The organism is Pseudoalteromonas sp. GW168-MNA-CIBAN-0100, from assembly GCF_040309225.1.
GTDB classification, from domain to species: Bacteria; Pseudomonadota; Gammaproteobacteria; order Enterobacterales; family Alteromonadaceae; genus Pseudoalteromonas; species Pseudoalteromonas arctica.
In genome coordinates this window covers 1-281 of record NZ_JBEOOL010000468.1, presented here as the reverse complement: position 1 = coordinate 281, position 281 = coordinate 1, and the positions used below count along the sequence as shown (strand labels likewise).

At 46.6% G+C, this 281-nt stretch carries 1 protein-coding gene; it reads right to left on the bottom strand.

Annotation, left to right across the window (positions count from 1 at the left end; all coding sequences use genetic code 11):
- Positions 1-281 (bottom strand): peptide-methionine (R)-S-oxide reductase MsrB (gene msrB, locus AAEY62_RS21990; RefSeq protein ID WP_350636526.1); only part of this gene is annotated, 281 nt, incomplete at both ends.

Sequence of the window (281 nt, the reverse complement as noted above, 5' to 3'; positions counted from 1 at the left end):
ACGCAGTATCGCAGGCCAGTCGGTAATGGGCCATCAGGAAACACATGACCTAAGTGCGCATCGCACACATTACATACTGCTTCAATACGCTGCATCCCATGAGTGTTATCACTAATATAGGCAATAGCTTCTATTGTTGCGGGTTTTGTAAACGAAGGCCAACCCGTACCGCTATCAAACTTTTCATCTGCGTCAAACAATAAGTTATCGCAACATATACATATATACTTGCCTGGCTCTAACAATGTGCAGCTACCGGAGCTGTGCGGTCGCTCAGTGCC